The sequence below is a fragment of the Candidatus Cloacimonadaceae bacterium genome (assembly GCA_030693415.1).
Classification (GTDB): domain Bacteria; phylum Cloacimonadota; class Cloacimonadia; order Cloacimonadales; family Cloacimonadaceae; genus JAUYAR01.
On record JAUYAR010000029.1, the window covers coordinates 1 to 25,259 of the forward strand.

Annotated in this window: 24 protein-coding genes; 8 read left to right on the forward strand and 16 right to left on the reverse strand. The window is 50.2% G+C overall.

Annotated features, from left to right (window positions below):
• On the forward strand, positions 1–409 hold a 409-nt coding region (locus Q8M98_01950), incomplete at its 5' end, for an IS630 family transposase (GenBank protein MDP3113517.1).
• A 211-nt stretch (positions 410–620) separates the two neighbouring features.
• On the opposite strand, the gene Q8M98_01955 is transcribed toward Q8M98_01950, so the two are convergent.
• The 14 genes from Q8M98_01955 to Q8M98_02020 form a co-directional block, all read right to left on the reverse strand.
• Positions 621–1,058, reverse strand: coding sequence for a DNA methyltransferase (locus Q8M98_01955; GenBank protein MDP3113518.1), 438 nt, complete (start codon positions 1,056–1,058; stop codon positions 621–623).
• 300 nt (positions 1,059–1,358) lie between these two features.
• On the reverse strand, positions 1,359–2,612 hold the full coding sequence (locus Q8M98_01960) for a type II secretion system F family protein (protein ID MDP3113519.1): 1,254 nt from the start codon (positions 2,610–2,612) through the stop codon (positions 1,359–1,361).
• 27 nt (positions 2,613–2,639) lie between these two features.
• Positions 2,640–4,349: an ATPase, T2SS/T4P/T4SS family gene (locus Q8M98_01965; protein MDP3113520.1), complete on the reverse strand. Its 1,710-nt coding sequence runs from the start codon at positions 4,347–4,349 to the stop codon at positions 2,640–2,642.
• A 134-nt stretch (positions 4,350–4,483) separates the two neighbouring features.
• Positions 4,484–6,754, reverse strand: a complete 2,271-nt coding sequence (locus Q8M98_01970; protein MDP3113521.1) for a hypothetical protein — start codon at positions 6,752–6,754, stop codon at positions 4,484–4,486.
• Between the two features lie 10 nt (positions 6,755–6,764).
• Positions 6,765–8,153, reverse strand: a complete 1,389-nt coding sequence (locus Q8M98_01975; protein MDP3113522.1) for a secretin N-terminal domain-containing protein — start codon at positions 8,151–8,153, stop codon at positions 6,765–6,767.
• A 32-nt stretch (positions 8,154–8,185) separates the two neighbouring features.
• Entirely contained in the window at positions 8,186–8,725 is a 540-nt protein-coding gene (locus Q8M98_01980; GenBank protein ID MDP3113523.1) for a hypothetical protein, read from the reverse strand.
• Positions 8,726–9,280 carry a type 4a pilus biogenesis protein PilO gene (gene pilO / locus Q8M98_01985; GenBank protein MDP3113524.1) on the reverse strand — a complete coding sequence of 185 codons (555 nt, stop codon included), beginning with the start codon at positions 9,278–9,280 and terminating at the stop codon, positions 8,726–8,728.
• Positions 9,277–9,879, reverse strand: a complete 603-nt coding sequence (locus tag Q8M98_01990) for a hypothetical protein (protein MDP3113525.1) — start codon at positions 9,877–9,879, stop codon at positions 9,277–9,279. Before Q8M98_01990 ends, pilO begins: the two co-directional genes overlap by 4 nt.
• Positions 9,880–9,888: 9 nt before the next feature.
• On the reverse strand, positions 9,889–10,959 hold the full coding sequence (pilM, locus tag Q8M98_01995) for a type IV pilus assembly protein PilM (protein ID MDP3113526.1): 1,071 nt from the start codon (positions 10,957–10,959) through the stop codon (positions 9,889–9,891).
• Between the two features lie 24 nt (positions 10,960–10,983).
• Positions 10,984–12,837, reverse strand: a complete 1,854-nt coding sequence (locus Q8M98_02000; GenBank protein MDP3113527.1) for a hypothetical protein — start codon at positions 12,835–12,837, stop codon at positions 10,984–10,986.
• A gap of 31 nt (positions 12,838–12,868) precedes the next feature.
• Positions 12,869–13,474 carry a prepilin-type N-terminal cleavage/methylation domain-containing protein gene (locus Q8M98_02005; protein ID MDP3113528.1) on the reverse strand — a complete coding sequence of 202 codons (606 nt, stop codon included), beginning with the start codon at positions 13,472–13,474 and terminating at the stop codon, positions 12,869–12,871.
• Positions 13,475–13,486: 12 nt separating this feature from the next.
• Complete coding sequence (locus Q8M98_02010) at positions 13,487–13,966, reverse strand: hypothetical protein (GenBank protein ID MDP3113529.1); 480 nt, start codon at positions 13,964–13,966, stop codon at positions 13,487–13,489.
• Positions 13,967–13,968: 2 nt separating this feature from the next.
• Positions 13,969–15,024, reverse strand: a complete 1,056-nt coding sequence (locus Q8M98_02015; protein ID MDP3113530.1) for a type IV pilus twitching motility protein PilT — start codon at positions 15,022–15,024, stop codon at positions 13,969–13,971.
• A 16-nt stretch (positions 15,025–15,040) separates the two neighbouring features.
• Entirely contained in the window at positions 15,041–15,478 is a 438-nt protein-coding gene (locus Q8M98_02020) for a prepilin-type N-terminal cleavage/methylation domain-containing protein (protein ID MDP3113531.1), read from the reverse strand.
• Positions 15,479–15,651: 173 nt separating this feature from the next.
• Between Q8M98_02020 and Q8M98_02025 the strand changes: the two genes are divergently transcribed.
• The 7 genes from Q8M98_02025 to Q8M98_02055 all read left to right on the forward strand — a co-directional run bounded on the left by Q8M98_02025 (position 15,652) and on the right by Q8M98_02055 (position 22,340).
• Positions 15,652–17,685 (forward strand): peptidyl-prolyl cis-trans isomerase, encoded by a 2,034-nt coding sequence (locus Q8M98_02025; GenBank protein MDP3113532.1) that lies wholly within the window; start codon positions 15,652–15,654, stop codon positions 17,683–17,685.
• A gap of 818 nt (positions 17,686–18,503) precedes the next feature.
• A complete protein-coding gene (rpmH, locus tag Q8M98_02030) occupies positions 18,504–18,638 on the forward strand; it encodes a 50S ribosomal protein L34 (GenBank protein MDP3113533.1) in 135 nt (44 codons plus the stop codon).
• 3 nt (positions 18,639–18,641) lie between these two features.
• The gene (gene rnpA, locus Q8M98_02035; GenBank protein MDP3113534.1) at positions 18,642–18,971 is read left to right on the forward strand and encodes a ribonuclease P protein component; all 330 of its coding nucleotides are present in this window, start codon (positions 18,642–18,644) and stop codon (positions 18,969–18,971) included.
• Between the two features lie 17 nt (positions 18,972–18,988).
• The gene (gene yidD / locus Q8M98_02040) at positions 18,989–19,201 is read left to right on the forward strand and encodes a membrane protein insertion efficiency factor YidD (GenBank protein ID MDP3113535.1); all 213 of its coding nucleotides are present in this window, start codon (positions 18,989–18,991) and stop codon (positions 19,199–19,201) included.
• 9 nt (positions 19,202–19,210) lie between these two features.
• Entirely contained in the window at positions 19,211–20,833 is a 1,623-nt protein-coding gene (gene yidC / locus Q8M98_02045) for a membrane protein insertase YidC (GenBank protein ID MDP3113536.1), read from the forward strand.
• Positions 20,830–21,531, forward strand: coding sequence for a R3H domain-containing nucleic acid-binding protein (locus tag Q8M98_02050; protein MDP3113537.1), 702 nt, complete (start codon positions 20,830–20,832; stop codon positions 21,529–21,531). Before yidC ends, Q8M98_02050 begins: the two co-directional genes overlap by 4 nt.
• A gap of 8 nt (positions 21,532–21,539) precedes the next feature.
• A complete protein-coding gene (locus Q8M98_02055) occupies positions 21,540–22,340 on the forward strand; it encodes an MBL fold metallo-hydrolase (GenBank protein ID MDP3113538.1) in 801 nt (266 codons plus the stop codon).
• Positions 22,341–22,734: 394 nt separating this feature from the next.
• Here the strand turns inward: Q8M98_02055 and Q8M98_02060 are convergent, their stop codons facing one another.
• Together Q8M98_02060 and Q8M98_02065 are read right to left on the reverse strand one after the other, a co-directional pair.
• On the reverse strand, positions 22,735–23,016 hold the full coding sequence (locus Q8M98_02060) for a pyrimidine/purine nucleoside phosphorylase (protein MDP3113539.1): 282 nt from the start codon (positions 23,014–23,016) through the stop codon (positions 22,735–22,737).
• A gap of 125 nt (positions 23,017–23,141) precedes the next feature.
• The gene (locus Q8M98_02065; GenBank protein ID MDP3113540.1) at positions 23,142–24,926 is read right to left on the reverse strand and encodes a T9SS type A sorting domain-containing protein; all 1,785 of its coding nucleotides are present in this window, start codon (positions 24,924–24,926) and stop codon (positions 23,142–23,144) included.
• Between the last annotated feature and the right edge of the window lie 333 nt (positions 24,927–25,259).

Here is a 25,259-nt window from a genome sequence, read left to right on the forward strand (position 1 = left end):
CAAGCAAGCCTACCAGAATTTCTACATTTATGGCGCTGTAGAACCAAAGACCGGTGAGAATTTCTCACTCTTTCTGCCCTGGGTCAACACTGAAATGATGACTCTGTATCTGGAACAAATGAGTCATGCGTTTACAGACGAAGAGATCGTCATTATCATGGACCAAGCAGGATGGCATAAATCAAAAGATCTAGTTGTGCCTGGCAATATCGAAATCATCTACCTGCCTCCATACTCACCTGAGCTAAATCCGATTGAACGATTGTGGAAGTACATGAAAACAAACTTTATTCATAATCGTGTCTTCGATTCACTCAAGCAAATGATGGCATGCATGGTAGACGTGTTTGGAGATTTGACTAACGAGACTGTTTCATCATTGTGCCATTGCAGTTATCTTGATTTATGACATTACAATATAAAACCTGTATTATAGCTTAACCCAAGTTTCGCAAAGTAGTGCCTAAGTAATTGAAAAATAGACGGGAAGATTTTCATTTTCTCTTCTCCTTAGAAGTTGATTTGGTGTCAACTTTTTTAGGACGGGACATCTTCCCCCTTTGCATTACGGAATCAATACGGACTCATTACGGACTAAGTCCGTATTGACTCCGTAATGCTCAGGAGAGAGATGGGCGTGCAGCACGCAATATGTTGAGGGATAATGATATAGATTGTTTTGCCGAGAGGCATGACATTACACGGTTATTCATTCGCCGACGGGATAGAGCTCCTTCGTGTCGCCGACGAGGACGTCGGCGTTCCATGATTCGACGTCCCCGTCGGTTCATATTGGCAGTGATCGGATATTTTACGCCGTCAACCAGCATATCATCGACGTTTAAAACTAAAATTCTGCCCTGCGCCAGAACGCGATTCATCTCTTTTGCCACATTGGACATCACTTCAAAGTACTTTTCATAGTCCTTGTAGAAACCTTCATAATCAAAAGGTGCATTGAAGTATGGAGGCGAAGTAACAATCAAGTGAATTGATTCGTCCTTCACTTCCGGCATTGTCTCACAATAACCGATGATTAGTTTATGAAATGTTTTCATATTTTTCGCTCACTTTATCTTCTTGCGGTTCAATGTGCATAGACTATCTATTTTGTCACTACATATTTTGAATTCATCAGTATCGGCGCCGCCCCTTCGGAAACTCTTTCCAAATCCAATTCCTTTTCCTACATCTATTTAGTTCTCACAAGGCTTGAAAAGAAGGCGATTGAGACAGGCTGGGACGTCTGGCGTTCCTCTCACCAAGCTAAAAAAAGAACCGGCAGCAATGGGTCACACTGCTGCCGGTTTGAAATACAGGTCAGAGGGAAAATATCCCCTCCCCCGGTTAAGGAGTAATTATTTGTATCCCTGACTGATAGCTTCACCGAGATCAAAGATCGGCAGGTAGATCACGACGATGATGCTGCCAACGACGGTAGCCATGATCACGATCAATAGCGGTTCGATCAATGAAGTGAGGCGGTCAATCACGGAATCCACCAATTTTTCATAGAACTGAGCGGCTTTGCCGAGCAGTTTATCCATGTCTCCGGTTTCTTCGCCGGTGGAGATCATTTGCAGCAAGGTGGGGGGAAAGAGCCCGGTTCTACGGAAGGAATTTGCCACGCCATAGCCTTCTTTGACCATCACTCGGGCACGCCGCACACCGCCTTCGACAACGGCATTTTGCACAACGTTTTCGGTGAGTTCCATAGTATCCATGATGGGCACGCCGGCAGCCATGAGGATGGAGAAAGTGCGGGAAAACTTGCTCATGATGGAGTTTTTGATCACGGAGCCGACTACGGGGATTCTCAGTTTGAAAGCATCGATGAAATAGCGTCCTCGATCGGTGAGATAGATGAGGAACAACCCGACGAAAGAAGCAATCAACAGCAAAAACGTGGCAAAGACGTTATCGGTCACGAAGTTGCTGATATTGATGGCAAGGACGGTGGGAGCGGGAAGTTCGGCGTCAAAATCCGCATACACGCCGGCAAAAAGCGGAATGATATAGTAGAACATAATCCAGATCACGCCCATCAAAAAGACCATGATAAACATGGGATAAGCCATGGCGGAAGCCACTTTGCGGCGGGTGTCCTCGATCTTTTCCAGATAGTCCGAAAGCTCGTCCAACACGGTGTGCAGAGTACCGGAAACTTCACCGGCTTTGACCAACGCCACATAGAGCGGATTGAACACGCCGGGGTGCTGTTCCATCGCCTCGGAGAGGGAAAATCCCTTGCGGATGTCATCGCCAAGCTTGCGCAGAACTCTGGCAAACTTTTTGTGTTTCTCTTCTTTCTCGAGGTCGGTGATCGCTTTTTCGATGGTGAGACCGGCGGAAAACATGGTGGAGAGCTGCCGGGTGAAAAACACCAAAACCCGCAGGGACACGCCGGTGCGGATTTTGTAGATCGTGAGCATAAGCTTGTCAAAGAGGGAGAGCTTACCCTTGAAAGCGCCTTCGGAAGCGGCTTTCACGGAGATAATGGTATTTCCCTCCTTAGCCAGCTTTTCGACTGCCATGTCGAGGGTGTCACCTTTGATGATCCCCTCAATTCTGGCTCCCTTGGCGTCCTTTACGATGTAGGAAAAATTTGGCATAGTGGATACCTTCTATTTTACTTATTATTATTCGACAACAGTCATCTTGATGACTTCGCGGATGGTGGTGATGCCGCGTTTCATCTTTGCGATTGCGGCATCATGCAAAGTGCGCATTCCGGATTTGAGCGCGGAAGCACGAATCAAATCCTGGTTTCCGCCTTCGTAGATCAAGCGGCGGATATCGGCATCGACGGTGAGCAATTCAAAGATACCGGTTCTGCCGGAAAATCCTGTGTTATCGCAATGGACGCAGCCTCTGCCCATCTTGAACTTTGCGGTGGCGATATCTTCTGCGGAAAGCCCGCTATCAGTGAGTTCCAGCTCTGTGGGGACATAATCTGTCACGCAAAAGGAGCAAATCTTGCGAACCAGGCGCTGTGCCATCACCAAGGAAAGTGAGGATCCCACGAGATAGGGCTTGATGCCGATATCGATGAGACGGGTGATGGTGGCTGGGGCGTCGTTTGCATGCAAAGTGGAAAACACAAGATGCCCGGTTAGTGAAAACTTGATGGCGATATCCGCGGTTTCTTCGTCGCGGATTTCACCGATGAGCACGATGTCCGGGTCCTGACGCAAAACGCTGCGCAGGGCGGAACCGAAGGTGAGACCGATCTGTTCCTTGGTCTCGATCTGAGTGATGCCTTCGAGACGATATTCGACCGGGTCTTCCACGGTGATGATATTGGTTTCGATATCCTCGATTTCTTTCAAGGCAGCATGCAAAGAGGTGGATTTACCGCTTCCGGTGGGTCCTGAAACGATAATGATGCCATAGGGACGACGGATGATCTTGCTGAAGATGTCCATATCCTCTTGTTCAAAGCCGAGCGTAGTGAGCTTGAAGCCAAATTCGCCTTTGTCCAAAAGACGCATCACGACCTTTTCGCCAAGCACGGTGGGAGTGATGGACACACGCACGTCCACGCTTTTCATGGAGGTTTTCAGTGAGATGTGACCATCCTGGGGAAGGCGGCGTTCCGCGATATTGAGTTTGGACATGACTTTGACGATAGAGATCACGCCGGGGTGCATGCCGATGGGTGGAGTCATCACTTCGCGGAGGGATCCATCCACCCGGAAACGGATGCGGGTGGTCTTGGTGAGGGGTTCGATGTGGATGTCCGTGGCGCCTGCTTTGATGGCTTCGTTGATGATCAGGTTGATCAATTTGACGATCGGAGCATCGGCATTGGAGGAGGCGGAGGATATGGTGATCTCATTTTCATCCTCGTCCATGGCGACGAAATCGAATCCGCCGACGGCGTCTTCCACCTGAGAGGTGGTGCGAATGCTTTTATAGTATTTTTCGATTGTGTCGTGCAGGACGGAATCTCCGATGAGTTCCGGTTTGATGTTTTTGCCCAGGAGTTTTTTCAGGCTGTCCAAAACGGTTAGATTTTCCGGATCAGAGAGAGCGACGACGATGCCGTCTCCTTCTTCGCGCAGAGCGATGACTCTGTTTTCTGTGGCATAGGGCTCCGGAATCAAGGCGACGATATCGATATCGAGATCCATCAATTCCTTGTCTTTGACGATGTTATATCCCAATTGGAGATGTAGGGCGTTTAAAAGTTCTTTTTCGGTGAGATAACCGAGCTTCAACAGTGTATCCCCTATTTTGAGACCAAAGTTGGTTTGTTTGATCAGGGCTTCCTTGACCTGATCTTCGTTGACGTAGCCCTCGTGAACAAGCACCTCGCCAAGACGGGCAAACTGTGGATTGTAACTCATTACAACTATCCTCTTGTATTATTTACTTATATAAATCTATATTTACACGGCAGTCTTCGATTCGATCTTTCTCCCTGTTTTTGGAGAGGGGACGGCGGGAAACCATCCCCTCAACCAAACTTCGTAATTATTGTTTAGGGTGGCGGAGTAGCGCCAGTCCAATAGCGATAGAGTATCACGCTGGTCTCGGCAGTGATATTTGTGCCAAGCAGTCTTGCGATAACAGTGGCGCTGGTCTGTCCCGGAACCTCCACGGGTGGTCCTTGACCCGCTGGGACTTCTACGCGGAAGAAACGTATCTGACCCCAAGCCCAGCCCCGGAATTCCCCGGTGCCGTAGCTGCCGTTGTCCGTCCGTATCTTCCAGGCAGGTGCTCCCGTTTGATTGTTAAATCCCGGGATTGCCACAAACTGACCCTTTGTCGAGAGCAGCATGATGTCGGAGTTTCCTATTCCCAGACCCTGTCCATCGGTGAGCACGCAATAAATCTCGGTGGATTTAGTATCGGGGGAAGTGGCTCCAAAGTTCAAGTGTGCGGGGTTTGCCTGAGCTTCGAGACGCGGATCGTTGAGCGGTAGCTGCAAAGTTGCATAGCCATCCACTTGCGCGCCGGTGCCGGTGCCGGTGCTAGCCCGGACAGTGATCCAATCGTTGGTGTAGATACCAGAATAGGATAATGTGGTATAGGCTACACCGTTCAAAGAATCATCCTCGACGCTCACGTTGCCCACATAGGCATTAGCGCCGATCTGGCAATTGGAGACATTATCGATCAGTTCAAAGAACACCGAGGTTCCCCGGTCAACCGGGTTGCCATAGGTGTCTTTCACCACGGCTCCACCGACCACGCGCCAGAGACCGCCGCCCATGTTTTGACCGGTGTTGAATCCACCGATAAAGGGCCGCACTTCAGCGGGCGGACCGGCATGAATGACGATGTTTGCCTTGGTGGCACGTATCCAGCGGTTGTTTTTGACCACCGATGCACGAATCACGAGGATGCCGGATTCGGTGCCGCTATTCACTGAGATTTGAGCCTCACCTCCTGATGAAACGACCAATACCGAGTCCGCGACCGGCTGGTTATTCAGGTTTGCCCCGGCAGGCGGAATGGTGTTGACTATTCTGAAATAGACGTTTTGCGGGCTGTCGATCAGGTTGCCGTTGATATCCTTCAGTTTTACTCTCAGGATGGCGGATTCGGTGCCTCCGGTGTTGGCGACGTTCAGGTCGATCTGCCCAATCTGGGTGAAGCTGATCGAATGGATGTCGTCCGAGGTGACGTTGAAGATCAGTTGAGTCAGCAGAGTATCCCCATTGGCAAAAGCTTTGATCGTGGCTGCACCGGCGGAAAGACCGGGGGTGAAGCGAACCTGAGCTTCGCCATTTGCCTGGGTGTTGATCGTGACGGTCTGAGTAGTGTTTAGAAAGGTGCCCAGATTGGTCTCAAAACGCACCGGTTTGGTCTGGCAGGGATTGCCATGACTGTCATTGAGTGTGGCGCGCATGAAAATGTGATTGGGGCTGGAGACAAAGCTTGTATCCGCCGGAACCATCACATTGCCCACCTGGACAAAGGACTGTAAGCCAATCGCTGCGGGAGCTCCTGATCTGATCACTACTTCCCTGGTGCTCATGACTGTGCCGATTCCTGCCGACACGAATGCGTTTTCGACTCCGGGTGTCGTCGTTGCGACTACCCCGGCATTGTATTTCACATACGCTCGTCCGTTGATCGTTCTCGTCACTACGGCAAGCCCCAGGATGTTTCCGGCATCATCTACAAATCTTCCCTTGGTGCAGAAGAAGGTGATCAATGTGTTGTTTGGCACGGGGTTGCCCAAGATGTTGGTGGCATGGGCGTTGAGCTCCGTGGTCTGCATCACCGTCATGGGATAGGGGTTTGCATTGGAAAGGAAGTTTAGGGTGACGCTTTGGATGGGCGGCACGCTGATGATGGTCACATTGATGTGCGTCGTGTCCGCAGAAACGACGGAATCTGGATTGGCGGTTGAATAATTACGTACAACTGCCGTGATCAAGGCGACTCCGATGTCTCCATCATCCCAGAAAGTGGATTTCGCCACGCCGGTGCTGTCGGTTGGAACATTGGTCAGGATTCTGCCCAGATTGGTTTTGAAGCTTACTATCTGGCTGGGAACGCCAAAACCCTCTCCGTTCTTGACCGTTACGGCAATTTCGGAATAGGTGATGTTGTTATCGGCATAGATGGTATCCGGAGCAGCCACGATCTTGGTGATGATCCTGAGTTGGGATGCAGGAGGCGGAGCGGGGATCGCCGGAAGAATTGGCGGCGGGTTGCGCCTGTCGCAAGAAGTGGCAAGCGATACCAGCAGCAGCGCCAGAATGGTGATGATGGGGATAATGCGGTTAAATCTTTTCATGTGTTCCCCTTTATTCTTCTTCATATTCGATCAACGTACGCGTGAGGCGTTCGTCAATTTTGGGTACTGGACTCTTTTGATTCACGGAAACCAGGCGAGGCGTGATCTCTATGATCAGATCAGTATTTTCGACTACTTCATAGCGATGCTGGAACAGCTTGCCAATATAGGGCAGGTCGCCCAAGAATGGAAGTTTGGTGGTTTTTTGAGTGATCGAAGAATTGAGCAATCCGCCCACGATGATCTTCTTTTCGTTTGGAACCGTGACGGTGGTGGATATGCGGCGCACTTTGGTGCGAGGGACATACCCGCCGACGAGGTCGGTGACGGAGCTAACTTCGGGAGCGATGTGAGCGGTGATCATACCGCTGGAATTGACGGTTGGGGTCACGCGTAGCATGATGCCAACTTCTTCGCGTTCCACCTGGATCTGCTTGTCGTTGTCGGATACGACGAAGGGGACGACCTCACCGATGTGGATAGTGGCTTCGACACCGTTCAGAGCCGTCACGCGGGTATCGGTGAGCAGCTTGGCGGCATTGTTTTCCAATAGCCAGTCGATTGTGATGTCAAACGCTGTGAGCTGACGGCTGAAATGACCGATATCATTGAAGCCGTCCAGCCTTTGGAAATACTGCTGATTGGGCAGTGCTCCAAAATCGGTGGGATCGCCGTGAGGCAAGTAGCCGGTGACATCGTTGTAGTTATAGGGCAAGCCGGCTCCATGCTGGTTGACGGGGTCTTCTGCCAAGATGGTTGAGAGGTGATTCAGACGGCTCCAATCGATGCCAAATTTCTTGGCATTGGAAAGGTGGATTTCGATCAGCCGGACACGGATTTCGATCTGCTGTTGTTCGACATCAATCTCTTTGATCAGCTTTTCGATGTTTGTGAATGTTTCCGGATTGGCATAGATCATCAGGGCGTTCTGACCTTCCAGGGGAACAATCACTCCGGTGGTGTTTTCCAGAGATTTGCTCACCTTGACTGCGTTCAGATTGTTCAGATAGATGATCTTGCTACGTTCGCCGGATTCTTCCATGATGTTCTGCTTGGTGCCCACGAGGAAAGTGTTAGCTCCCACGACACGGTATGACAGACCGCTGGAGCGGGAAACCAAAGAGACCGCGGTCTCGATCGGAACATCTTTTACGTTGATGGTTACACGTTTTTCGTCGCGTTTATCCTTGTCTCCGGATTGATCGATCGCCAGAACGATGTTGGTTCCGCTCAATCTTGCCAGAGCGTTCAAAACCGAAGACAGGGTGGCATCATCAGCATTGAAGGTGACCTTGGTATTTAATGTGCTCGTCTGTGCCATCGCAGTCGTGACCATCAGAATGAAGGCCAAGACCAGGATGCTACACAGGAAACGTTTTGAGTTTAGCTCATGTTTCATATTTACTCCCACTATACTATATTTTTTTTTCATTACCAATTACCGGATGTATTTGCTTCGCCCGGTTTGTTGAAGTCGGGCATGGGGGGGCGGGACGCCAATTCTGTAGAGTAGGTATTGCCCGCATAGAAATAACGGATGGTTTTTTCACCGATATCCACGATCCTTCTGCCCTGAATGGTCTCACCGATCCTGGCGGCATGAATGGCACCCTGATACTCGATGTAAGCGATCTTATTGCCGTTTTCATCGATGGCGGTGGTGGAGAGGCGGAACGTGTTTCGGATCATATCCTCAAACTCTTTTTCCAGATCCATCTTATCTTTGATGATGTTTCCCTGACGCAGGGGATCGCGGGTGTTTGAAAACACAAAGTTCTTGCGTTCCTGGATAGAAGTTTCGATTCCCTTGATCTTGTTCAACAGAGTGTCGGAAACGGATTCCTTGGAGTGGATGGATTTATCGGGAATGGCGGTTACCTGAAAATAGACTGTGTAAAGTCTGATTCCAAAAGCCAGAAGCATGATCACGATGAGCGCGATGGCAAAGTCTTTCACATATCTCAGTTGCATCTATGCCTCCTTCTTCACTTTAAATATGGATAGCTCGATGGTGACCCGGTAGCGGGATTCGGTGTTCGCCAGCTTGGATTTGTCCTTGTCGCTGATCTGAGCAGGTGTAATATCCAAGGCATGAATCTTGATGATATGATCCAAGGCTTCCAGATCGGAAACAAACTGACCCATCTGGACGAACGTGGCTTCAAGCTCCATGTTATAGGTGGTTTCGATCAAGCCGGGTAGCGAGAACTTGTTTGCGTCCGAAAGCTTGTTGATCGTGATCCTGCGATGATGAGCCAATTCGCCGATGCTGGTCTTGAACTGATTAACCTCGTCAAAGCTGAAACTCGGCTTGCGCGTGAGGCTGTTGTCGATGATCAAGGCAAACTGACTGAGCTGTTCATCCATGATGCGGGCGCTGTTCAGCTTTTCCTGCGATACTTTGATCTTGTTATCCAATTGCCCGATATTGCTGGTATTTTTGCTGATCATGCTGGCAGTCAGCATAAAGAATCCAACCGCGACCAGCAAGATTATCAGGATTAATACGATGTATTTCTCTCTCATGGTTGAAATCCTTTTGCTGCTTGCTGGGAATCCATGCTATAGCATTCAATCACAAATTCCATGATTGCCGTATCTTTGACGATCTGCTTGGTGATCAGGCCGGATTTGATCTGCGGGAAGTCGTTGCTGATCTCGGGGTTTGATTTGAGCCTGAGGATAAACTCGTTGATCAAATCAAGCTCACGCACGTTGATATCCACCGGAGTGATGCCGTTGAGGGTCAGCACACCATTGGCATAAGAGAACTTGCGCACCGCGAGTTTCTGATCGATCTCGCGGCTCAAAGCCACCATCTTGTTCGCCCAGAAGATACGGTTGTTAAAGGTTCTCTCCAGCTTGTCGAGGTCGGCGCTGGAAAGGTAATCGCCGCTGGTCTGATAGCTCTGCAATTGGCGTTCTGTATCAGCCAGAAACTGTTTGCGGCTTTGCACTTTTTCCTTGAAACTCATGTTTAGATAGATGTAAGCAGACATCACGATGATCATTCCGACCACGAACGCGATGATGGACTTTTGGAAAGTTTTTCTTTCCCGTTCGCCCAAGAGCTTCATCTCGCCAAACTTGTTCATGTTGATTTTGAAGTAAAACGCGTTTGTCATCATCACTCCCTATTCAGCCCGCATTGCCAAACCAATTGCCAAAGCCAATTGGGGATCTTTTTTGTCCTGGAATTTCTCGGGCATTTCCACATTGATAAACGGCATAAATAACTCGGTGGGAATGCTCACTTTATCCTGAATATACTCCAGGAAACCGCGCAGCTTTGCAGTGCCGCCCATCAGATAGAGCTTTCTGAAATCGCTGTTTCCGGCTTCTTTGACGTAGAAACGTAGCGACCGGCGGATTTCTTCGACGATGGCATCTTCGGTGGACTTTTCAGATATATCCAGCATGCTGATCGTCTTACTTTCTCCGATACTGGGATCGTCCAACAAGCCCCATTCGAGTTTGTGAGCATCGGCTGCCTCCCAATCAAGCTGACGTCTGCGCATGATATCGCGGGTAAAATGGTATCCGCCATAAGGAATATCACGGGCAAAGAACTTGGATTGCGGACCCCAGATCACCATGTTGGTGCGGTGGGCGCCCAGATTGAGAAGCACAAATACTCCATCCTCTGCAAACGCATTGAGCGCAAAACTATTGGCGATGGCAAGAGAATCGATATCGACGATATTGGGACTCAGCCCCGCGGTCGCCAACGTGTTGGTGTGCTCGTTGAGCAGTTCTTTGGAAGTGGCGGCAAGCAGGATGTTCATGTTATTCGTCTTTTCTTCGACGCTCAATACCTGATAATCCAGCACCATGTCCGTTCCGCTGATAGGGATGTGCTTTTTGGCTTCGAAAAACAATGCTGATTCCAGCTCATCATCCGGCAGAAAGATAGTCTTGATCTGCTTGATGCTGGTGTTGTCTCCGCCAATGGAAGTAACCAGATGTTGGATTTTTTTGGGGTTGATCCGCAGGGTTTTTAGGATCTCCACGATCACCGGAGCGAAACGCTCATGCCGTAGATCGCTGGGGAGATACTCAATTCCGTGGGGAACAGTGGGGCGAACCTCATAGTTCAACAGCTTGAATCCGTCGTGCAATCTCTTCAGATGGACGACCTTTACGCTGTGCGAACCGATGTCGATTCCCACTGATTCCTTGAACTTAAGCGTTTTTGTTTTCTTCATAGTTCCTCTTATCTATGACTATATTTATAAGCTTTCGGGTGGACGTTTGATAACCCAGTTGAGTGCCGCAAAGGGAGTTTCGTCCTTGCGGGTGACTTCAGGAAAATCTATGGGTGATGTCTTGTAAAATCTACTGTCGTAGAAATAATTTTTCTTATACCCGGTTCCGTTGCCGCTGGCTCCGGGATAGTTCACATTCGTGAGCGGAATTCCCAGCACGGGATCGGTATGGGCGACCAATCCGGGCGCGCTTGAGCCGCCGCAAAAGTCGTTCGGTTGATTCCAGAGACCGCCTGATGGCCATTCCGCGTCCAAATAGCTGCGGTGGACAAATCCCCTGCGGCGTTGCGACACCGAGCCATAGATGCTGATGTATCCGCGTTCCAGATAGGGAACCCGCTCGGGCCAGATCGGATTATACCAGGGAAAATCAATCAGCGGAGGCCATGGCACAGATTGCGGAAATCTCCTGCGATGTAGGTCGATCCATTTATATACCGTGTTTCCAATTCTAAAGTTTGGCACCGATGGATGCGGGTGTTGATATTCAAAAGTGAAGACGCCATCCTTCCAGTTTACGCCTCTACCGTCCCCCAAGGCTGCCATTGCGGCATAGATCCAGATTCCACCAAAGCCGGTGTCCGGTCCCATATTGGTGTGAATGCGCAGTGAGTCCACAGGACTGCGATAGGCATATTTCACCACGATGGATTTCTCGGATACAAGCCCGACGACATCGCTGCTATTGCCCGCCGGATTGGTTCCCCTGCTTGTTCCGGAGAGCAAAATGTCTCCGATCAGGAAAAGAGTGTCCGCGCAACCCCAGGTTTGATATGACCCGAAGGTGCCTTTCAGCCACAGCTTGCTGTTGACAAATTGAGACCGGTTCCCTGAATTACCGTTGCCTGCCATCGTCCACACGGTATCACGGATCATATAACTGTTGCGATATTGTAGGTTTGCCGGATTAGGCGGCGGGTAGGGAATATAGACATCGGAAAAACTTCGCACCCAGTCAGTTGGATCCCCCATTTGTGCAGTATAGCTTGATCCATTGACTTCAACTAACATTATGCGTTCACGATCGAGATCGGAGGGACCCACATAGTTTCCTGTATTGCGAATGCGGTTTGCCTGATCGGGGAATACCACGTGACCGTAATTCTCGGTCAAGCCTCCGGGGAATACTTCGTTCACGTTGTAGCCCGCTGGATTAGAAAGCACTACGCCGTTGGTGGTTACCCACCCATGAAAGATCGGCCATCCGTTGTTGTCTCCGCCGCCGCCTTGTTTGATCCGGATATCGGTGTTGCTATGCACTCTGCCATACAACATGTCTGGTCCCCAGAAATACACGGGGTTGCCATGCATCGAAGCATCGGTATCGCTAAAATACATAAACTTGGCGAAGGTTTCGCTTTCCAGGGTCAAAACTCCATATTTACGGATGATGGAGTGCTTGGGATTGGCAAACGCCACCTGACCGATCCCGGTTTTGGATCTAACTAAGGAGCGCACTTCGGTCATTTGTTTTTGATCGCCCACCACGATATCTTCCAGGGTATCCAATGTGGTTCCCTTCTGAAGCACGGATTGCATTTTAAACGTCTTTTTCATGGCTGAATTGACGATCTCCACCGCTCTTTCGGTGGTTCTGACCGGAATAATAACTGAGCCCATCTTTTGGGCGATCTTTTGCCCGCGGTAGGCTTCCGAACGCAGAAACAGCATCGTCTGAAGATTCTCAAAGTCATACTGAAACGCCATCACGTCTCGCATCGCCAGGCTGGACAGGGTGAAACCGGACATCATCGCGATCACCATCAAAAGCATGGCTACGGTGATGTTCCCACTGGGTTTTCTTATGTATTGCAGCATAAGACCTCCTTAGGCAGTAAAAAAGATATTGTCATTTTTTCACCATCTTGGTCTTGTATTTGATATAACGGAATGCGTCCTTGCCGGTCTTGACCTTTCCGTGCAAGGTCACTTCGATAGCGATTAATTCCGGACCTTGGTTGACCTTTTTGATCTGGAACTTTTCCAGGGTCATCGTGTCCAGCTTGTCTCTTTTGGGAAATAGATAAACAGGTGAGGAGATCTGGATGCCGCGATGCACATAAGTGGCGCGAACCGCGTTGTCATAGAGAAAGAACTGTGCATAGTCCGTGGTTTCCAGACCGTCCTTGGTGGGGGGAGTCACTTTGATTGCATTGCCGGTTGTAGCACCAAAGGGTGCTCCGAGCAATCTCATATATATGGCATTGTTCACACCGAGAAATTCAACGTTGTTTCCGGTGCCGGCAGCGATGCCGTTTTTGATCGTATTCAGGCATTCAAGACCGTCTTTTTGCAAATCCGCCCAGGCATTTAGCTCCTGGTATTTACGGAAAAACAAGCTGATCCCCACTGCGGAGATCATGATCAGGATCACCACGATCACCATGACCACGATCACTTCGATCAGGCTGACGCCGCGCTGGTTTGACAAGGGGTGTTTCAGATTCAACTTCATCGGGTTTTCCACTTACATAAAATAGTCTTCGCGCATGCGGATATAGCGTGGTTCCTTGGTGAATGGATCACGCCAGGTGAGGGTCGCCACCAGGTAAACAAAATCCAGCAATTGCTCGTTTGAGGATTCCTGACCACGCCTAAGCTCGATCGTCATCCTGCCGGTGAGCACCTTGCCTTTGGTGAGCTCATCGATCACATACTCAACGCCGGTCTGGAGAAGGAAAGGCTGGCTGCGGGAATGACGGTAATACTCCATCTCCAATTCTCCGGTGACGAGCAGAGTAGCAACCCGGTCACGATAATTCGTGACCAGCTGCTTCTCCGCAAAAACTACTCCGATATAGATGCTGATTACCAGTATGACAATCACCAGCACCAAAACCAGTGCTTCGATCAGGGTCATGCCGCTTTGTCGGCGGATGAACTCAAAGGGTTTATCCGCCCTAAAGGTCAAATCGGTTGCCTGAGATGTCATCTTAGTAATCCTCATTATCAGAATCCTGCACCAGTGGCAAATTGTTTCGCATTTTCGGCAAATTCTTCCGCGATGGTGCGCTCGATCAGATTGTTCATCACGAGGTTATACAGTGATTGATCGCGGGTTTGCATGCCTTCTTTGGTGCTCGCTTGGATGATGGAAGGGAGCTGATAGGTCTTTTCTTCGCGAATGAGGTTTCTCACCGCGGCGTTTGCTACCATGATTTCCACTGCCGGAACGCGTCCCTTGCCGTCTTTGGTGGGCAGAAGGATCTGCGAGATCACCGCTTCCAGGGATTCGGAAAGCATGGAACGAACCTGTTGCTGCTGTTCCTTGGGGAACATGTCGATGATCCGGTCAATGGATTTGGTGCAGCTTCCGGTGTGCAGAGTGGCAAAAACGAGATGTCCCGTTTCCGCTGCTGTCAACGCCAGCGACACGGTCTCCAAATCCCGCATTTCACCTACTAAGATGACGTCCGGATCTTCACGCAGGGCGCTGCGCAGGGCAGCAGTGAAACTCCAGGTATCGTGCCCCAGCTCGCGTTGGTTGATCAGGCTGTTTTTACTCCTGTGAACAAACTCGATGGGGTCTTCCACGGTGATGATGTGACAATTTCGCTTTTCGTTGACGGAATCGATCATTGTCGCCAGAGTTGTGGATTTTCCGCTTCCGGTGGGTCCGGTCACGAGGATCAGTCCCTTTTCCTTGGTGGTCAACCGCTTCAGAATTTCCGGCAGATGCAATTCATCATAGCTCTTGATTTCATTTGGAATCACGCGGAAAGCGGCGGAAATGCCGTTGATCTGATGAAACGCGTTCACACGAAAGCGCACATCGTTACTTAGCTTGGTGGAAAAGTCGATTTCCAGGTTTCTTTTAAAGAGCTCCTGCTGGGATTCGTTCATGACGCCGAAGACCAGGTTCTCCACTTCCTCCACGGAAAGAATGGGTAGGTTCAGGCGTTTCATTCTGCCGTTGACGCGCACCATGGGATGCGAGCCCGCTGCGACGTGCAAATCCGATGCACCGGCTTCGGCAGTGAAACGTAGCAGTTCGTGGATAGTCAACTTATCGTCCTCCCGATTAGTCCGTTTCCGTTCCTCCGGATTCAGGGTTTGTCCAGGTATCGACACCATAGCCATGGAACTTTGCCTCTTTCACTTCATACCATACCTGTTTGCCTTCGCCGCCGGCGAAATCCTGGGTGGAAGTTGCGATGATCTTGTTGGGGGGATTGCCGGTCACGTCAAACTTCCAGTTTTTGATTGTGGCTTCGCCCAAGCGGGCTTCTTTCATGGCAAGCACGACGGAAAAGTTATCGGTGCTGCCATTGGTTTGAAGATAGACGTCGTAAGTTTTGCGAATCGTGCTGATCGCAGTTTGCGCTTCGGTTGAGCGGGATTTTTCCACATATCTGAGATAGCGGGGAACTGCCAAAGCTGCCAGGATGGCAACGATGATCACGACCACCAATATTTCGATAAGCGTGAAGCCCTTTTGGTTTTTCAGTTTACTGAGCATTTTGTCTTCCTCCTAAGGAATATTTTTATTGTAACTTGGTATTAAGCACATTGTGTGCCAAAGTGCAAAAAAATACTATTTCCACACTGTTTCAATAAAATGACTTGACGTATCTTTGTCCACATATTTTTTGCACCCATTGAAAACTAATCTGAAATCAAAGGAGCTTCATAATGCATCCATCCTCATTCAGAGCACTCATAACGGCGCTCGCGCTCATAGCTGCGCCGATGTTAGTCGCCGAAATCGTGTTGGTTCCCACTGCAGTGACCAATCAAAATAGACTGAACGACACGGACGTCCTTGCCGAATATAACGGTGGCGCGATCCTGCGTAGCGATCTCGACAAAAAAATCTCCAAAATCCCGCCCAACGCCCAGGGAAGATATCGCACCGTGGAAGGGCAGATACAGGTTCTGGATATCATGGCGGTGGAGGAAGCCTTTATGGCAAAGGCTTTGCAATTGGGCATCGACAAAGAACCCGAAGTGGCTGAAAAGATCAACTCCGGATTGAGACAATTCTATATCCAGGAATTCTATACCCGCAACGTCGGCAACTTGGTCGTAATCACCGAAGATGACAAACGCACATATTATCTGGAAAACAAAGCCGCCTTCTACCTCTTTCCAAACATCAGCATAAACTACCTCCAAGCCGAGAACGAAGAGCAAGCCCGGCTGGCGATCCAGATGCTAAACAAAGGTGATTCCTTTTCCAACGTTTCTGATCTGTATAATATGAATACCTACGTGAAGGGGCTCAAAGGCGTGGTCAAAAACATCCGGCTCAATGGAAACATCCCCGGCATCGGAAACGACCTCCCTCTCGAAAACCTCATCGCCGCCAATCTCGAAAAGCTGAACTCCATCGTCGGTCCCGTGCAAACCTCCACCGGATGGCATGTCTTCATGGTGATAGAACACGTTGCCGGTAGCCAACGGGACTACTCTGAAGTGCAGCCGGAACTCGATCAGCGCGTCCGTCCACTCGTCGAAAGACGCATCCTCAACGAACTAACCGACCGCATCAAGGCAAAATATAACGTGGTTATCAAAGACGATTTGCTCGCAGAGATCGACCTGAAAGTCCTCAAAGCCAAACCCGAGATCGAATCCGCCCTCGTCGTCACTTCTTCCAATCCCGAGATCTCGATGAGCGTCAAACAGGCTTATGACAGCTTCAACCGCCTCAGCCAGCAGGAACAGCTTTTTTATACAAAAGGCGGCGGCGCGGCACAATTAGTCGAACAGGAGCTGATCCGCAACCTCCTTTTTGTGGAAGCCAAAGCACTGAACTACGAACAGTATTTTCAAGGCAACGAAGAATATGAGCAGATGCGCCGCTATTTTATCCTGAACGTTGCTTTCCGCAGACTGGTTTTGGATGCCATCAAGGTCAGCTCCGAAGAAAGCAGAAAATACTATGATGCACGTCTCAGCGAATACACCTCACCCGCCTCCCGCGCCATCCAGGTTCTCTGGTTTAAAAATGAAAAAACCGCAAACCGCGCCTGGAAGAACTTTAAACGCGCTCACAAACTCAATGACGAAAAACGCATGCAAAGCCTGATCGCGGAATATTCCACCCGTCCGGAGCAAGCCCTGTTGGACAATCAATATAACAACGGCGTCATCACCGGCATCGGGCAGGACGCTGATTTTTCCAAACGCATCTGGGACAACCCGGTCGGCTATCTCAGCCCGGTCTTTACCACCGCCAAAGGCGAAGTCGTATTCTTCCGCACTACCAAGGAAAACCCCGAGATTGTGAAACCCTTCACCGAGATGGAACCCCGCATCTTTGGCATCCTCAAAAAGGAAAAAGAAACCAGCCAACAGCAAAAAGTATCCCAAGAACTGTTTGAAGAATTCAACCTGCGCAAATATCCGGAACGCATCCGCCTGCTCCTCAGCGCCGAAGAACTCTTTAACCTCGCGGACAATTCTGCCCGAAACCGCAGTTTCAACGACGCCATCACCTTCTACAACCAGATCATCCAAAACTATAAAAACAACACCGATGACTATAAAGCCTCTTTCATGAAAGCTTTCATCATCGCCGAAGAAATGAAGAACACCGATCTCGCTCTCGATCTCTTCAAGGCTTTCGTGAAAGATTTCCCCACAGGTGATCTGCATGAATCCGCGCAATTTATGATCGAATCCCTCGAAGGAAACATCGATCTCAATATCGACGGCGAATAAAACAAGCTGCGAACCTGACCCAAAAGAAACCCCTCCACACGGAGGGTTTTCTTTTTGGGTGAACGCTATGGAATTACCGACGTCCCCGTCGGTTCATGTCCGCAGGATCAGTTACAGATTTGTGGATGGATTACGATATGTGCAAATGTGTCAAGCTCAGCGCCACCGTCGCCGACGGGGACGTCGGCGTTCCATGAGGTGGCGCTGTGGGGAATCGGAATTACCCACCCCACTGGGAAGCCGAACTCCGATTCGGCTAAGTCGTAAAAAAAAACTCTCCTCCCCATGCTTGACATTATGTCATCATAGTCCGCAGTAATGCAAGAACATATCAATACTATACACATATTCATAGCAAGCTTGTCTCTCCTTAGCATTACGGAGTCAATACGGACTTAGTCCGTAATGAGTCCGTATTGATTCCGTAATGCTAAGGGGGAGATGTAGCGCAGGATGCCGATCCTGCGGGTGAACAGATGAGCGGGTGAACAGGTGAGTGGGTGAACAGGTGAACCCGTCATTCCAGCGAAGGCTGGAATCCAGTCCTTGACTTAAAACTTTGCCTGTAAATGATTTAATGGTTTTTATTAGATGTCAACGGCGGAGTTTTGGGTTAAAGCGAAGTCTCAGCAAAATAAAGACGTGAAATTTATGGGGTTGCCGCGTAGTAACCGACGAGGACGTCGGTAATTCCATGTTCGCTCCACCTTTCCCCCCTTCCACCTTTCCACCAATAAATAATTGCCTTGACATTTCAGGGCTGTCCAAAACATTGGCGTTTCAGAGTAAATATCTCATATTATCAAGGAGTTAGATAGATGAAACGCACCTACCAACCGTCCAACCGTTCACGTAAGAACACACATGGTTTCAGAAGCCGTATGGCTACCAAGAATGGCAGAAAACTTTTAGCACGCCGCAGAGCTAAAGGAAGAAAAACCCTCAGCGTATGAGCGATGTTGCGCTGGATCACTCAGCACAAGGAATACACAGGCTTTTCTTCACCTCAGATCTATATCCGGACGGCACACTTTTATGCAGCCGTGCAGACCTCGGAAAATGAATTTGCCCTGGGCATCACCATCAGCAAACGCGTCGGCAAAGCATGTCTGCGAAACTTTCTCAAACGGCGGATCAAATCCTGGATTCGCTCACGTGGGGATCAATTACCCATCGGATTCAAGCTCAACCTGGTAGCGAAACCAGGCGCGGGCGCCCTTTCCTGGCAAGATTTATGCGCGCAATTGGAAGAACTGACCCTCAAGCTGCGCGTGCAGGCGGACTGATCACCATCCTTTTGCGCTTGCCAAACTATCTTTTCATCCTGCTGATCACGCTGTATCAGAGGATTCTCTCACCTGTGCTGCCACGCTCCTGCCGCTTTGAGCCAAGCTGCAGTCACTATGGCAGGCAGGCATTTCAGAAATACCCTTTGCCCCAGGCGCTCTATTTGACGCTTTGGCGCATCATTCGCTGTAACCCCTTTTGCAAGGGCGGTTACGACCCACTTCCCTAAGGAGGAAACGTGGATAAAAGAACTTTGACCGCATTATTGTTAATGCTGATCCTCTTTCTCGTCTTCCAGCAATTTATCTGGAAAAAACCACCTGCCGCGGCAGCTCCGCAAAGCAGTCAACTAGCAGACACAATTGCAGCTACGCAAAAAGCCGACAGCCTCGAAATCGCCGTTCCCGTGGTGCTGGACAGCCTGCTCGCCATTGGTGCGGGAGAAAAAACCCTCACCCTCTCCAACGATCTGATGACGGTCAGTTTCTCCAATATTGGGGGAGCGGTCACCGCCGTCCACATGAAGAAGTTTTTCTATCAGAACTCTCAGGAAGTCAATCTCATACCGGAAAACGGCAGGCTTGCCGGCACAAAGATCTTCCAATCCGGCGTGCAGAAAGACCTGGGCAAGATTCCCTTCCTCTATCGTGAAGTGCCGGATTCAAACGCGGTCGAATTCTATCTCGGCGATGCGGCAAACCCCCTGATCGTCAAACGCTACCGGATTGACGGTAAATATGGCATCCTGCTGGATGTCCTGGTTCAGAGCCATGATCCGGTCAGCGGCATCGCTTTGGACTTTTCAGACGGGATTGCGGACAGCGAAAAGAACACCAAATCCAAGCCGCAGGAATATAAGTTTTGCCTCAATGCCAACAACGAGATCAAGAAGACCTCGCTCGCCAAGCTGAAAAAAGCACCCCTCGGTGAATCGGTAAGCTCCTTCTCCTGGGCTGCCATGCGCAGCAAGTATTTCAACATCTCTGTGTTGGACAATAGCAATCTCATCCGCAACTATGAAGCGTTTGTGAATACCAGAACCGGCAATCCCGCCATGCGTCTCGATTCCCGTCAAAGGGATTCCAGCAACACCTGGGAACAGTCTTTTGTCATCTATGCCGGACCGAACGATTTTGAGATACTCTTAAGCTATGGCAAACAGATGGAAGACATCACCGAGCGCGGGATATCCTGGCTGCGCTGGCTTTCCAGCATCATCGCCTGGTTTCTCAAATTCCTGCATAGCTACATCCCGAACTATGGCATCGTGATCGTCATTTTCTCCATCGTGCTCAAGATCGTCCTGCATCCGCTCACACACAAAAGCATGGACGCCAACCTCAAGATGCAGCACATCCAACCTCAGGTGCAGGCAATCCAGTCGCAGTATAAAAGCGATCCGCGCGTCATGCAGGTGGAGCTTTCCAAGCTTTACAAGGAAACCGGCGCCAGCCCCTTCTCCGGCTGCCTTCCACTGCTTTTGCAAATGCCGATTTTCTTCTCGCTTTATAGCGTGTTGCGCAACACTCTGGATATGCGCAACGCCCATTTCGTCGGGTGGCTCAAAGATCTCTCAGAGCCGGATCCCTATCTGGTGCTGCCCATCATCATGGGTATCTTCATGATCCTCCAAAGCCTGATGATGAAACCGCCCGCGGGTAACATTGCTCAGATGGACGACAAACAAAAAGCCGCCCAACAAAGCCAGAAAATGATGACCTGGCTGATGCCGATCATGATGTTCTTTATCTTCAAAGGCATGCCAGCAGGGCTGGTGCTCTATTGGACGGTTTTCAACATCCTCACCGTGATCCAGCAATACTATTTACAAAAACATTTTAAACAAAAGGACAGCAAATGACCACTATCGAAAAGACCGGACAAAGCATCGAAACACTGATCGCCGAATTCCGCAAAGAACACAACCTCAAGGACTGGGAACTGAGATATGACATTTTGAAGAAACCCTCCTCAGGTTTCTTGGGACTATTTTCAAACAAGATCGCCGTCGTGCGTTTCGACCTTCCCGCCCTTGAAGACCGAGTCCGCCTCTTTTTGCAGAAACTTATGGAAAAGATCGGCATCGGATTTGACAGCGTCACCGCCAAGCGTGAAGGAAAGATCATCTATCTGGAAATCTTCGGCTGCAAGGATCCCGGCTTTCTCATCGGCAAAAACGGGACCATGCTCGAGACCATTCAATTTTTGCTCAACCGCTCTTTTGAAAGCGACCGCAGCCTGGACAATATCTATCTCGATGCGGAAGGTTACCGCGCCCGCAGGGAATCATCCTTCCTGCGTCCATTCATCCCTATGATCTCCAAGATCAAAGCGCACGGAAAGCCTCTCACGCTGGATCCGATGAGCGCCGGCGAAAGACGCATCATTCATCGGCACGTGGAACGCGATCGCGGCTTGCGCACTCTCACCATCGGCGAAGGCGAAAAGAAACGCATCGTCATCTTCTCCTCCAAACATAAGGAGAGCGAAGTGCTTTCCCAAGCCCGCGAGCAACATCCCAAACGCCCACCCCGCAAGGATGACGATCCCAAAGGATAAACCTGCCCATGAGCATTAGGATAGACAAAATCTATGCCGGAGACTATTGGTCGGATGGCGGTGCCTTCATGGGGGTGCTGCCATATTCGATCTGGGGCAATACCACTCAGATCGACGAACGCCACCGCAAATCCCTTTCCCTCAATCTTGTCCTGATCCGCACCCTTGAAAGATGCATCCTTGTCGATACCGGTCTTGGTAACCGTCTGAACAAGAAACAGATCGACATCTTCAAACCCTCCGAATTCCTGCTTCCGCAATCCCTGAGCGAGCTTGGTATTCGGGATATCGATATCACGGACGTGATCATGACGCATCTGCATTTCGACCACGCGGGGGGAATCGTCACCGGCTTCCAGGACACCGACCGGCTCACCTTTCCCAATGCGGAATATTGGATTCAACGCAGCGAATGGGAAGTCGCCAAAAATCCTGACGGATTGAACCGCGCTGCCTATGCCTTTGAACACCAACTCTCGCTACTTGAATCAGACGGAAAGATCAATCTGATCGAAGGCGACAGCGAAATCTACCCCGGCGTTCGTCTCACCCTTTCCAAAGGACACAGCGTCGGCCATCAAATCATCGAAATCGATAGCCACGATGGATTCTATATCTATGCCGGAGACATCATCCCCACGATGTTTCACGCACTCCCGGCGATCACTTCCGCCTATGACGTCTGCCGCAAGGACACCTTCAAAGCAAAACAATACATCTATGCCAAACTAAAGGAAAAACAAGGATTTCTCCTGCTCGACCACGATAACGACAAATGGGCGATCCCCCTTGCCGATTTGCGTATCTGATTGACGGTATATGGAATTACCGACGTCCCCGTCGGTTCCTGTCCGCAGGATCGGTTACAGATTTGTGCATGGTTTACAGATTTGTGCATGGTTACGAAATTGGTAGATGTGTGATGTTTATCGCTACTGTTGCCGACGGGGACGTCGGCGTTCCATGAGGTGGCGTTCCATGAGGTGGCGTTCCATGAGGCGGCGTTCCATGATTATGGAATTACCGACGTCCCCGTCGGTTCTTTTCCGCAGGATGGTTCCTGTCCGCAGGATCGGTCACAGATTTGTGCATGGGTCACAGATTTGTGCATGGTTTACGTATTGGCAGATGCGTCATGTTGATCGCTACTGTTGCCGACGGGGACGTCGGCGTTCCATAATCTTTCCACATTTCCACTATATTCTATACGTACAAACAATAATAAGCGGTTTGTTCAGCCACTTTTAGCTTGAACTTGGCATTGGCGGGAACCATAAAAGTCTCGCCTTTACTAAATGTTTTCCACTCGGTTTCGCCGGGCAGCAAAACGGTGAGTGCACCGGATACGACGCTCATGTATTCCACGGTTGATGTGCCGAATTCATAATCCCCGATCTCCATGACCCCCACGGTGGACTTGCCGGAAATGTTTTCCAGCGCGATGGATTTGACCTTCCCTTCGAAATATTCGTTGACTCTTAGCATATTGATCTCCTTGAATTGATTTTGCCCAGGTTATATTTCAGCGCCAAATTGTCAAGCACGGATCATGTAAACAGCAAACGCCCCGGAAGATCCGGGGCGTTCACGTTAGCTACGATGAGCTTAAGTTATTTTACAATGACCATTTTCTTGGTCTGGTTCATGGACGGGGTGCTCAGCTTGTAGAAGTAGATACCGCTACCGCAGGCATTGCCCTTGCTGTCCTTACCATTCCAGTTGATGTTGTGGACACCTTCGTTGACGCTGAAGGTCTTCACGGCTTGGCCAAGGATGTTATAGATGGTGATGGTTCCGTTTTCGCCGGCTTTGATCTCGACGCCGATATTCACATTGCTGTTTGATTTGAAGGGGTTGGGATAGGCATTGCGCAGTGTGGTGGCTTCGGGAAGCACGGGCGGAACGCTACCTTCGACGGTGACGCTCACGGGGCCATGGAAGTTGCTGGAGTTATAGTCAACGCTTTCCAGCCAATACCAGTAGGTGCTGCCGATAGATACTTCGCTATCGGTGATGCTATAGGTTTGGGTGGTGCTGGTGTTGGTGGCGGGCACCATCACGGGAGTGATCATCAGCGCGCCGGCTTGGTTGCTGCTCTCGCTGCGATAGACTCTGTAGCCCAGCAGTCCGGTTTCGGAATGGCTGATCCAGGTGAGTTTCACGAAGTATTGAGCAGTGAGAGAGGCATAGAAACCGCTCAGCTCGACAGGGAGGGTGGGATCCACAGGACCAAGGATGAACGGCAATAAGGGAATGTCCTTAGCCGCAGTAATCTCGAAGGTGATCAATCCATCGATGTTGGCCACGGCATGCCATGAGCCGCTCTGGTAGTAGGCGCCCCAGGGTGAGGCGGTGGCGATGGTGATGACCCAGGGACCGGCACCATACAGATGAAGAACAAATTCTTCATCCGCGACAAATCCGGGATTGGGGAATCCGGGAATGATACCACCGGGAACGTTGTCGGCAGGTCCGCCGGTAAGAGTGATAGTGACTGTTAAGAAAGGAGTCGGGACGCCTTCTTCAAAGTCATAATCCCCTGGTGGAACATCAGGTGTTCCGACGAAATGTGCCGTATGATTTTCCATGATATTGGTCACAACATATTCCAGGGGTAACCAAGTGTAGTCAACCATCATCACGCTATAAGTGGCACTGGTGCCTTGCAGCATTGAGAAGGTGTGCGGGGTGAAGTGCTCCGTGGGAATACCATTGACATGAATCATGGCACCAACGGGATTGGAGGTGACAGGCACATTCCAATAAATGGGCGGTGGCGCATCGCGGTTGATTTCGAAAGCCCAATAGACACAGCCTTGGGCATCGCCTTTGGGGCTGGCTTGGGCACTACGTGTATTGGGAGCGATTCTGGCAGCGACCGGAGCGAGAATGCGCTTTCCGCCGGGGGCGACAGGATCGGTGATGTAAGGAACTATTTTCCAAACGTAGGTGCCAACGCCAAGGACGGGGGTCATCCAGCTCAAGGTGCCTGCGGGAAGATTGATCGGCACTGCGGCGTCGTTCCACCACAGTTTGTATCCTTCAGGTGTGGGTCCCGCGTCGGGCATCCAGGCAAGCATGATTGGGCCGTCCGGAGCATTCCATGCCCAGTTGATCACTGCTCCGGGGAGCGGATACGTGGGAATGGCAGGCGGGGGATTGACGATGGTGGGTGTTCCCACGAAATGAACATTCGCATTCGCTTGCAGGTTGTTGATCGGGAAAGTCGCAGGATTCCATGTGTAACCAGGCCAAACGACCGAGAATGATCCGGTGAAACCTGCAGGGAGGGTAAATACCCAGGGAGTGGAATTTTCGGTAGGGATACCATTAATATGGATCGGCACACCGGCAGGAGCGGATGTGACCGTGACGGTGTAGTCAGTTGGGATCACTGGAAAGGGAGGGACTCCAACCCATGCATTCGCGTCTATACGGCTCCAGCTAGCCGTACCGGTGGGAACTATAACATCATACGTTGCAGTTTCTCCAGTTGGGATATAGGTTAGGCTAAGGATCAGAGTTGATCCAATTGGCCACGCTGCAGGGAAAATAGATTGGTTAACGGATGCAACCGCTCTACCCCCTAAACGACATACTCTAATAAGAGAAGCTCCATGAGTCGCATTAGAGCGTGTCTCGTTCTGTGTTACATTGTGGACGCTGTAGAAATAATCAGTTGTATGGTTCGGAGAATCCGCGGTCACATAATCATAAATTGCTCCCGT

Bases quoted from the DNA above. Each gene is read 5' to 3' on its own strand.
- Q8M98_02060 (MDP3113539.1), bottom strand. From the start codon at position 23,016: ATGCTAAGAGTCAACGAATATTTCGAAGGGAAGGTCAAATCCATCGCG.
- Q8M98_01965 (MDP3113520.1), bottom strand. From the start codon at position 4,349: ATGAGTTACAATCCACAGTTTGCCCGTCTTGGCGAGGTGCTTGTTCAC.
- pilM (MDP3113526.1), bottom strand. From the start codon at position 10,959: ATGAAGAAAACAAAAACGCTTAAGTTCAAGGAATCAGTGGGAATCGAC.
- Q8M98_01955 (MDP3113518.1), bottom strand. From the start codon at position 1,058: ATGAAAACATTTCATAAACTAATCATCGGTTATTGTGAGACAATGCCG.
- Q8M98_02055 (MDP3113538.1), top strand. From the start codon at position 21,540: ATGAGCATTAGGATAGACAAAATCTATGCCGGAGACTATTGGTCGGAT.
- Q8M98_02000 (MDP3113527.1), bottom strand. From the start codon at position 12,837: ATGCTGCAATACATAAGAAAACCCAGTGGGAACATCACCGTAGCCATG.
- Q8M98_02025 (MDP3113532.1), top strand. From the start codon at position 15,652: ATGCATCCATCCTCATTCAGAGCACTCATAACGGCGCTCGCGCTCATA.
- Q8M98_02005 (MDP3113528.1), bottom strand. From the start codon at position 13,474: ATGAAGTTGAATCTGAAACACCCCTTGTCAAACCAGCGCGGCGTCAGC.
- Q8M98_02010 (MDP3113529.1), bottom strand. From the start codon at position 13,966: ATGAGGATTACTAAGATGACATCTCAGGCAACCGATTTGACCTTTAGG.
- Q8M98_01980 (MDP3113523.1), bottom strand. From the start codon at position 8,725: ATGCAACTGAGATATGTGAAAGACTTTGCCATCGCGCTCATCGTGATC.
- Q8M98_02020 (MDP3113531.1), bottom strand. From the start codon at position 15,478: ATGCTCAGTAAACTGAAAAACCAAAAGGGCTTCACGCTTATCGAAATA.
- Q8M98_01970 (MDP3113521.1), bottom strand. From the start codon at position 6,754: ATGAAAAGATTTAACCGCATTATCCCCATCATCACCATTCTGGCGCTG.
- pilO (MDP3113524.1), bottom strand. From the start codon at position 9,280: ATGAGAGAGAAATACATCGTATTAATCCTGATAATCTTGCTGGTCGCG.
- rnpA (MDP3113534.1), top strand. From the start codon at position 18,642: ATGTTGCGCTGGATCACTCAGCACAAGGAATACACAGGCTTTTCTTCA.
- rpmH (MDP3113533.1), top strand. From the start codon at position 18,504: ATGAAACGCACCTACCAACCGTCCAACCGTTCACGTAAGAACACACAT.
- Q8M98_01975 (MDP3113522.1), bottom strand. From the start codon at position 8,153: ATGAAACATGAGCTAAACTCAAAACGTTTCCTGTGTAGCATCCTGGTC.
- Q8M98_01990 (MDP3113525.1), bottom strand. From the start codon at position 9,879: ATGACAAACGCGTTTTACTTCAAAATCAACATGAACAAGTTTGGCGAG.
- Q8M98_02050 (MDP3113537.1), top strand. From the start codon at position 20,830: ATGACCACTATCGAAAAGACCGGACAAAGCATCGAAACACTGATCGCC.
- Q8M98_01960 (MDP3113519.1), bottom strand. From the start codon at position 2,612: ATGCCAAATTTTTCCTACATCGTAAAGGACGCCAAGGGAGCCAGAATT.